The sequence below is a fragment of the Pirellulales bacterium genome (assembly GCA_035939775.1).
In the GTDB taxonomy this organism is placed as follows: domain Bacteria; phylum Planctomycetota; class Planctomycetia; order Pirellulales; family DATAWG01; genus DASZFO01.
This window is the reverse complement of the sequence record DASZFO010000178.1, coordinates 1-8,660: the sequence shown is the minus strand read 5'-3', so window position 1 is coordinate 8,660 and position 8,660 is coordinate 1. Positions and strand designations below refer to the sequence as shown.

Below are 8,660 nucleotides of genomic sequence, written 5' to 3'. Positions count from 1 at the left end.
GGCTGTTTCGTCTGGACCGGCTTCGACTACCGCGGCGAGCCGACCCCCTACGGTTGGCCGTGCATCAACTCGCATTTCGGCATTATGGACATGTGCGGCTTCCCAAAGGACTCGTATTACTATTACCAAGCCTGGTGGAGCGACAAGCCGGTGCTGCACATCTTCCCGCACTGGAACTGGCCGGGCAAAGAGGGCCAGGAGATCGAGGTCTGGTGCCACAGCAATTGCCAGCGAGTCGAATTGTTCTTGAACGGCCAGTCTCAGGGCGCTCAGGAGATGCAGCCGAACGGCCATCTCGTCTGGAAAGTGAAATACGAGCCGGGCACGCTCCTGGCGCGCGGCATCCGCGACGGCAAGGAGCTAACCGACAAAGTCGAGACGACCGACCCGCCGGCCGCGATTGAATTGGTTCCTGAGCAGCGGAAAATCGCCGCCGACGGAGCGGATGTCTCGCTCGTAACCATGCGAATCGTGGACAGCAAGGGCCGGCTGGTCCCGATTGCCGACAACGAAGTCTCGTTCGGCGTCCGCGGGCCCGGCAATATCATCGGCGTCGGCAACGGCGACCCCAGCAGCCACGAACCAGACAAGGCCTCGCAGCGAAAGGCCTTCAACGGCCTGTGCATGGCGGTGATCCAAGCCGGCCGCGACGCAGGCGAGATCGAAGTGACGGCCACATCACCGGGATTAAAGCCCGCAAGCGTCAAGATTCAGGCGGAGCGGCGCTAGCTGGTTATTCGAAGCCGCGTAATCGTTTGGTCATTCTGATTTCCCATCTGTTTTCTACCGACGCTGCCAGCGTCGGCAACGTACCAACATGGCAAAGCGTGTCAGGCCACGATCGAGCGACGGCGGTTTACGTAGTCCCAGACGACGTAGCGGTCCAGATCGTTGCCGGCGGTGAAGAAGACTCGGCCGAGGGTGGATTCGGCGAGGCGATAGGCGAACTGGATGTCTTCGGAGGATTGCGACCAGCTTGGCAGCAAGAAGATATTGATCGTGATCCCTTCGCGGCGGCAGAGTTGGCCTTCGCGGAGCGTCGCCTTTTCCGTGCGGATATCCGGCGGGTAGAGCATGTAGAGTTCGGTCCCCTCGAAATGCGCCGTCGGCAGGCCGTCGGTGATCAGGATGATCTGGCGGTTCGGCGTGTCTTGCCTTGAGAGGAATTGCCGGCCGACTTGCAGGGCGCGCTGAATGTTCGTGAAGTGCGGCGGGATTTGCATCTCGCTGATGTTCGGATCGCTCATGTCGGCCTTGAGCCGCACGAAGTGATCGTAGATCGTCACCGGCTTCGGCATGAGCGAGGCGATCTCGGCAACTGGGCAGGGCCGGGCGAAGGTGTACATCTCGACGAATTGCAGAAAATCGCCCGGATACTCGCGGCGGATCAAGCCTTCGAGCGCGAGGCCCATCCGTTTGACGTTGATGAATTGCCCGTAGTGACCCATCGAGCCGCTCATGTCCATCAGCACGGCAGTCGCGCATTTGGGGATGTTTCGGGTGCGGTGGATTTCGATGTCGTCCGGCTTCATTCGCACCGGCAGCCCGGGCCCGCTGCGGAGCATCGCATTCACGAGCGAGGCCGGGATGTCCATTTGCGTGACCGAGTCGCCGAACTCGTAGGGCTTCGTTTGCGGCAGCTCGACCGCCCCGTCGCCGAGGACGGGACCTTGATGCCGGCCGGAGCGCGCCGCCACGAGGTTGCTGAAAATCTGCTCGAGCAGCCGATTCTGGAACAGGCGATAGGCCTTGGGCGTGAGGTTGTAGCCGCCGCGGTCGTTGCGCTCGATCCCCTGCCGCTCGGCAATCTCGCGCATATAGTTCTCGATTTGTTGCCGCAGCGCGTCGAGCTGGGCCATATCGCCCGGCTGGGTGAATTCGGCGAGGGCTTCCATGTCGATCACGCCAATCTGGGCTGTCTTCGCGGCTTCCTCCAACTGTTGCAACAGTCGGTCAATCGTTTCCAATTCCTCTTTGACTTGCAATGCCTCGGGCACGGTCATCGAGGTGTTGCCGGTGAATTCGTATTTTGCCGCCAGCTCGTCCACTTGATATTGATGGCCGAGCCGATCGATGAGCCGCATCAACTGCCGGGCGAACGCCGAGCGGTCGTCGCCGTGCTGATACCAAACCCGTTCGAGATCGCGAATCTGCTCGTCGTCGAATGCCTTTTGAAACTGTTTGCGGACGTTTTTGGGGGGCGAGATGCTTTCGCCCGTCTCGCGGTAGGCGTCGCGGGCCGATTTCTGGACCGTGTCGGTCTCGTAGGTCTCGAGAATCTTCCGCTTCCGTTCGCGGAGAATGGCCATGAGCATGTCGAGGCTCGGGCCGAGGCCGGCGATCTGGCTCGGATCGAGATGGATCGCTCGGGCCAGCTCCTCGTCGGTGAGTTCGCGCATGCTGCCATACGCGAGCATGTGCTCGAAGGCCGGCGAGACAAGATCGGGAGGCGGCTGCGTCGGGCTGGGGAAATTCTTCGGGTCGTACTTCTGGTACGTATGGATGATGCCGCCAAGCGGACGAGGTTTCGACATGATGGTCTTCCGGAGCGAAGTCGATCGGACGCACATCATTGTACGCGGCGACCCTCAAATCACGAAGTGACTCGACTCTTGTTCCCAGGCTCTGCCTGGCTAACGCACTGCGGACACGGCTCTGCCGTGTCATCGCTTGCGGATCGAGCGCATTGGGCCGGAAGGAATGATGAGGCAGAGCCTCTGCGGCGGTGCGTTACCAGTCAGAGCCTGGGAACTAGAGGCATTGAGGGTCGGCGGTCGCATCTGTTCCGGCGGCGCGCGAGGATTTACACTGTTGGTTTCCGCGGACACGACCGAAACTTTGCAGGCGGGTTTATGGCCATTCGAGGATCGCAAGCATTCATCGAAATGCTTTCCGCGGCGGGGGTGCGGTATCTATTCGGAAATCCGGGCACGACCGAATTGCCGCTGATGGACGCTTTGGCCGCCGACGAGCGGATTGAATTCATTCTCGGCCTGCAAGAGGTCCCCGTGATGGGAATGGCCGACGGCTATGCGATGGCGTCGGGGAGGCTGGGGGTCGTCAATCTTCACATCTGCGCGGGGCTGGGCAACGCGACGGGGATGCTCTACAACGCCTGGCGCGAGGGAACGCCGCTTTTGATCACCGCCGGCCAGCAAGATCGGCGGTTGCGGTTCGAGGAGCCGATCCTGTGGGGAGACATGCTCGGCGTGGTACGGCCTTGGACAAAGTGGGCGGCTGAAATCGAACGAATCGAAGACTTGCCGGCCGCGTTGCGCCGCGCGATGCAGACCGCCCTCTCGCCGCCGACCGGGCCCGTGTTCCTCTCGATCCCGATGGACGTGCAGATGGCGGAGGCGGATTTGGATTTGACGCTCTCGGCGACGCCGAATCCGGAATTTCGGCCGGCGGCGGAGGCCGTGAGCAAGGCGGTTGAGGTGCTGTTGGCGGCCAAGCGGCCGGCGATCCTCGTCGGCAGTCGCGTGGTCGAGCGCAGTGCAGTGGCCGAATTGGTCGCGGTCGCCGAGCAGCTCGGCGCGCCGGTCTTCTCCGAGCCGGGCACTACGCATGGCCGGCTCAGCTTCCCAGCCGATCATCCGCTGTATGCCCAAGGTTTGCCGCTCTGGTCACCCGAATTGCGCGAGCGGCTGGTGGAATTCGACGCGCTGCTGGTCGTCGGGATGGATCTATTCCGGCAATATGTCTACCACGAACCGTCGCGGGCAATGCCGGAGCAGATACGGATCGTGCATCTCGATGAGGATCAGTATCAACTCGGCAAAAACTATCCGCTGGCCGTCGCGCTTTGGGGCGGGACGAAATCCGGCCTGGCCGAATTGGACGCGGTATTGACGCAACGGATGACGCGCGAGCAAATGGCCGCGGCGCGAAAACGAGCAGAACAATTGGGTCAAGCGCATCGCGCGGCGCGCGGCGTGCTCGTCCGCCAAGCTGAATCCGAGCGCGCCGCGCGGCCGATGACGCCGCTTGCCGCGATGGCCGCGATCGCGAGGGTTCTTCCGGACAACGTGGCGGTCGTCGAAGAAGCAGTGACGACGACGAACACGACGTTCGAGCGACTCGGGGCGCTCAAGAACACGAGCGGCTATTTCGGCCATCGCGGCTGGGGCTTGGGGTGGGGACTGGGCTGCGCGATCGGCGTGCGCTTGGCCTGGCCCGACCGGTCCGTGCTGGCCCTGCTCGGCGATGGAGCCGCGCTATACGGAATTCAAGGACTCTGGACCGCGGCGCGATACAAGATTCCGGTCACGTTCGTGATTTGCAACAACGCCCAGTATCAAATCCTCAAAATCGGCGCGGTCAATATGGGTTTGGAGCAGGCCGGCCAGGGGCGATTCGTCGGCATGGACATCGCGGAGCCCGAGGTGGATTTCGTCGGGCTATCCGAATCGCTCGGCGTTCGGGCCGAACGAATCACCGAGCCGGACCAGCTCAGCGAGCTTGTTGATGCGTCACTCCGCAGTGACGAGCCGCATCTATTCGACGTGCAGATCTCGAAGGAACTCCCGGGGCGGTTGAACTACGGGTGACGCTAAGTCATCCAGGTCCGCTCGACGAAAGTCGTGTCGATGCGGCATTCGTGGAAGGCGGCATGGGAGAGAATCTCGCGGTGCAGCGGGGCGGTCGTGCGGATGCCGTCCACGCGCAACTCGCCGAGCGCCCGCAACATGCAGTCGATGGCCTCGCGCCGCGTCGGCTGATGCACGATCAGCTTGCCGATCATCGAATCGTAGTGAGGAGAGACCGTGTAGCCGCTGTAGGCATGGGAATCGAAGCGCACGCCGAAGCCGCCCGGTGCGATCAATCGCTCGATCTTTCCGGGGGAGGGCTGAAAATTCCGAGAGGGATCCTCGGCGTTGATCCGGCATTCGATCGCGGCGCCGCGCACTCGAATGTCTTCCTGTTTGAACGGCAGCGCCTCCCCGGCGGCCACGCGGATTTGCGATTTGATCAAGTCGATGCCGGTGACCATCTCCGTGACCGGGTGCTCCACTTGAATGCGGGCGTTTACCTCGATGAAATAGTATGTGCCCGACTGGTCGACGATGAATTCGCACGTGCCGGCGTTCGTGTATCCGGCCGTCTTCGCGAGCCGAACGGCCGATTCGCACATGGCTTGCCGGGTTGCGTTGTCCAAGGCCGGCGATGGGCTTTCTTCGATCAACTTTTGGTGCCGCCGCTGCACCGAGCAATCGCGTTCCCAAAGATGAACGACATTGCCGTGATGATCGGCGATGAACTGCACCTCGACGTGCCTCGGCCGCTCGATATAGCGCTCGAGATAGATTCCGGAATTGCCGAACGCTGCTTCCGCTTCCGCGGCAGCCTGCTGCAGCGCGCTCTTGAGCGAGAGGTCATTGGCGGCGACGCGCATCCCCCGGCCGCCGCCCCCAGCGGTCGCCTTGATGAGCACGGGAAAGCCGATCTGGTGCGCCAGCCGCACCGCTTCCGCCTCGTTTCGGATTAGCCCTTCGCTGCCTGGAACGACGGGCACATTCGCCTCGCGCGCGAGTCGCCGGGCCTCGTTTTTATCGCCCAATCGGCTCATCGCCTCGGGCGAAGGGCCGATGAAGTCGATATTGCAAGTACGGCAGACCTCGTTGAAGTGTGCGTTCTCGGAGAGAAATCCGTAGCCGGGATGAATCGCCTGCACGTTGCCGATTTCCGCGGCGCTGATCACGCGGTCGATTCGCAGATAACTATCGGCCGCCTTGGCCGTCCCGACGCAATACGCCTCATCGGCCAAGCTGAGATAGTAGGCATCGCGATCGGCCTCGCTATAGATGGCGACCGTTTCGATGCCCAATTCGCGGCACGCGCGGATCACCCTCAAGGCAATCTCACCGCGGTTGGCTACGAGGATGCGCTTGAACATTACTTCCGCGTGTCGATCTTGAACAACGGCTGGCCGAATTCGACCGGCTGGCCGTTCTCGACCAACACCGCCGCTACCTGTCCGGCGATTTCGGCCTGAATCTCGTTAAAGACCTTCATCGCCTCGATAACGCAGACGACGGATTCCGGGCCGACGTGGTCTCCGACCTTCACGAACGGGGGCGACTCGGGATTCCCCGCCGCGTAGAAAGTGCCGACCATCGGGCTCTTGATCACCTCGAGCGCCGAATCAGTTGCCGCGGGTGCCGAGGAAGTTGCCGCGCGCGGCGGGGAGGAACCGGTGGCGGTGGGCACATAGACGGTGCCGCCAACAAGCTGGGGCTCGCCGCCGCGGCGGAGCCGGATTCGCTGGTCTCCCTGGCGCAGGTCGATTTCGGCGAGGTCGTGCTCCTTCATCAACTCGACCAGGCGGCGCACTTTCTTGACGTCAAAGATGTCGCCGCCGCCGGCGCCCGAACTAGACATGCCGCGCCTCCACCGTTTGATCAATTAACCGATGCACACGTCGGCCCACTCTTTCGGAACGCTGGTGAGGACTTCGTGCCCGGACTTCGTCACCAGCACATCGTCCTCGATTCGCACGCCCCCCCAGCCGGGCAAATAAACCCCGGGTTCCACTGTGACCACCATGCCAGCCTTGAGCGGTTGCTTCTGCTTTTGGCCGAGCCGCGGCGATTCATGAATATCCAAGCCGATGCCGTGCCCCAGCCCATGCCCAAACTGCCGACCGAAGCCCGCCTTTTCGATGACGCCGCGGGCAACGGAATCCACTTCCTGGCACGTAGCGCCAGGGCGAATCGCCTTGATCGCCTGGAGCTGCGCATTCAACACAACTCCATACACCCGTTCGAGTTTGGGCGAGATTCTACCGGTCACTAAGACTCGCGTCAAGTCGCTCTTGTAAAGGCCTTCGTCGGCGCCCCAATCGATCAGAACGAAATCCGCTTCGCCGATTCGCTTCCCGGTTGCGCGCGCGTGGGGCAGGGCGGCCCGCGGACCGACGGCGACAATCGGCGTGAAACTGGCCCTTTTCGCCCCGAACTGCCGCATTTGATGATCGAGATCGTCCGCCAATTCTTTCTCGGTTTGATCCGGTCGGACAGAGGCCCGCAATACGGCAAACGCGCGTTCGGCTTGGCTGACGGCTCGCTGGATCGCGGCGATTTCCTCCTTGTCCTTGACGATCCTCAGGCTCTCGACCAATCCAGAGATCGGGATCATGCTCAGTTTCGGGAGCTTGTCGGCGATTCGATCGCGCAAGCCAACGGTGATCGAATCGGCCTCGATACCGAGTCGAGCGACCTTGGAGGCCTTGATGGCCCGCACGACCAGTTCCAACATGTTGGTTTTCGGAGAACGGATCAGCAAATCCAGGCCAGGGCATTCTTCTCCAAGTTGCGTCGTGTAACGTTGGTCGCTGAGGAGAGCCTCGCCCGATGGCATGAGCGAGAGATAGCTGTCGTCGCCGGTGAAGCCGGTCAGATACGTGACGTTGACAAAGCTCGTCACCAGCAGGGATTCCACCCCGGCCTTTTGCATCAGCTTGCGGAGCTTGTCCCGTCGAACGTGGAATGGATTCATGGCGAACGGTCCAAAGGGCCTAATCGAAGGCGGCGTCGGCAAACAGAGTGCTTAGCAGTCATTTGCTACCAGTTACAGCCGCGACTGGCAAGATAGTTCCGCGGTGTAACGTCAGAATCAGGGGCGGGTCGCGGGGACGATGGTCGGCGGCTAGGATAATAGGATGGACACTAGCCTGATCGCCAGATTGGCGGAACAATTGGCCGCCGGCCAGATTTCGCTGGATCATTTTCTGCACGAGTTAGCCCGGCCGAAGACGGCGGATCTCGGCGACGTGCAGCTCGATCTCGATCGTAGCCGGCGGTGTGGTTTTCCCGAAGTGGTTTTTGGACAGGGGAAGAGCGTCGAGACGATCGAACGGGTTTTCGGTCGGCTTCTCGCCGATGGTTTCGGCGCGCTGGCGACTCGGATCGGCGTGGAACAGGCGAGCCAATTGAGCGACCGATTTCCCACAGCGCACTACAATGCCGTCGCCGGGACATTCGCCGTCGCGGCGACCAAGAAGAATCCGGCTGAGGAAAATAACTGCGGCCGAGTCGTCGTCATCACCGCGGGGACGACTGATCTCGCGGTCGCGGAAGAGGCGGCCGAGACGGCTCGTTGGATGGGAGCGGCGGTGCAGGTGATCGTTGACGTCGGCGTGGCGGGGCCGCATCGGTTGCTGGCGCACTTGGACGAGATTCAACAGGCCGACGCAGCGGTCGTCGTCGCGGGTATGGAAGGAGCGCTGCCGAGCATGGTAGGGGGCTACGTCGCGTGCCCGGTGATTGCAGTCCCCACGAGCGTCGGCTACGGCGCCAGCCTCGGCGGATTTGCCGCGCTGTTGGGGATGCTGAATAGCTGTGCGGCGAATGTCGCTGTCGTGAACATTGATGCGGGATTCAAGGGAGGCTACCTAGCAGCGATGATCGCCAAGAGAGTTTCCAGTTGCCGGACCAAACCGATATGAACCCACTCCTTCCTCGCTTAAAATCGCGCCGCGCGGACAGTCACAAGGGTGATTACGGGCGCGTCCTGTTGATTGGTGGATCGCGCGGCATGCCGGGCTCGATTTCATTGAGCGGCATGGCCGCATTGCGAAGCGGTGCGGGGCTGGTCACTCTAGCGGTTCCGGACGCTTGCCAAGCAATCGTCGCCACGTTCGAGCCGTCATATATGACGGC

Annotated in this window: 8 protein-coding genes; 4 read left to right on the top strand and 4 right to left on the bottom strand. The window is 62.1% G+C overall.

The genetic code is table 11. The annotated features are described in order from the left end of the window. Window positions 1–729, top strand: a 729-nt coding sequence (locus VGY55_11640; protein HEV2970613.1) for a DUF4982 domain-containing protein, incomplete at its 5' end; no start/stop codon positions are given. A 101-nt stretch (window positions 730–830) separates the two neighbouring features. On the opposite strand, the gene VGY55_11635 is transcribed toward VGY55_11640, so the two are convergent. Then, window positions 831–2,534, bottom strand: coding sequence for a hypothetical protein (locus VGY55_11635; GenBank protein ID HEV2970612.1), 1,704 nt, complete (start codon window positions 2,532–2,534; stop codon window positions 831–833). 318 nt (window positions 2,535–2,852) lie between these two features. Between VGY55_11635 and VGY55_11630 the strand changes: the two genes are divergently transcribed. After that, entirely contained in the window at window positions 2,853–4,550 is a 1,698-nt protein-coding gene (locus VGY55_11630) for a thiamine pyrophosphate-binding protein (protein HEV2970611.1), read from the top strand. A 2-nt stretch (window positions 4,551–4,552) separates the two neighbouring features. On the opposite strand, the gene accC is transcribed toward VGY55_11630, so the two are convergent. From accC to VGY55_11615, 3 genes are read right to left on the bottom strand one after another with little or no spacing between them, the layout of a single operon-like run. After that, window positions 4,553–5,896 carry an acetyl-CoA carboxylase biotin carboxylase subunit gene (gene accC, locus VGY55_11625; GenBank protein HEV2970610.1) on the bottom strand — a complete coding sequence of 448 codons (1,344 nt, stop codon included), beginning with the start codon at window positions 5,894–5,896 and terminating at the stop codon, window positions 4,553–4,555. Beyond that, a complete protein-coding gene (gene accB, locus VGY55_11620; protein HEV2970609.1) occupies window positions 5,896–6,381 on the bottom strand; it encodes an acetyl-CoA carboxylase biotin carboxyl carrier protein in 486 nt (161 codons plus the stop codon). The genes accC and accB overlap by 1 nt, the downstream gene beginning before the upstream one ends. 24 nt (window positions 6,382–6,405) lie before the next feature. Then, the gene (locus VGY55_11615) at window positions 6,406–7,497 is read right to left on the bottom strand and encodes a Xaa-Pro peptidase family protein (GenBank protein HEV2970608.1); all 1,092 of its coding nucleotides are present in this window, start codon (window positions 7,495–7,497) and stop codon (window positions 6,406–6,408) included. A gap of 163 nt (window positions 7,498–7,660) precedes the next feature. Here VGY55_11615 and larB point away from each other — a divergent pair, with 163 nt between their 5' ends. Then, window positions 7,661–8,446 carry a nickel pincer cofactor biosynthesis protein LarB gene (gene larB / locus VGY55_11610; GenBank protein ID HEV2970607.1) on the top strand — a complete coding sequence of 262 codons (786 nt, stop codon included), beginning with the start codon at window positions 7,661–7,663 and terminating at the stop codon, window positions 8,444–8,446. Further along, window positions 8,443–8,660: NAD(P)H-hydrate dehydratase (locus VGY55_11605; protein HEV2970606.1), on the top strand; the 218-nt coding region annotated here is incomplete at its 3' end. The genes larB and VGY55_11605, both read left to right, overlap by 4 nt.

What these genes read in the sequence shown, in the direction of transcription:
- VGY55_11635 (HEV2970612.1), bottom strand. Translation starts at nt 2,534, where the DNA reads ATGTCGAAACCTCGTCCGCTTGGCGGCATCATCCATACGTACCAGAAG.
- VGY55_11630 (HEV2970611.1), top strand. Translation starts at nt 2,853, where the DNA reads ATGGCCATTCGAGGATCGCAAGCATTCATCGAAATGCTTTCCGCGGCG.
- accC (HEV2970610.1), bottom strand. Translation starts at nt 5,896, where the DNA reads ATGTTCAAGCGCATCCTCGTAGCCAACCGCGGTGAGATTGCCTTGAGG.
- accB (HEV2970609.1), bottom strand. Translation starts at nt 6,381, where the DNA reads ATGTCTAGTTCGGGCGCCGGCGGCGGCGACATCTTTGACGTCAAGAAA.
- VGY55_11615 (HEV2970608.1), bottom strand. Translation starts at nt 7,497, where the DNA reads ATGAATCCATTCCACGTTCGACGGGACAAGCTCCGCAAGCTGATGCAA.
- larB (HEV2970607.1), top strand. Translation starts at nt 7,661, where the DNA reads ATGGACACTAGCCTGATCGCCAGATTGGCGGAACAATTGGCCGCCGGC.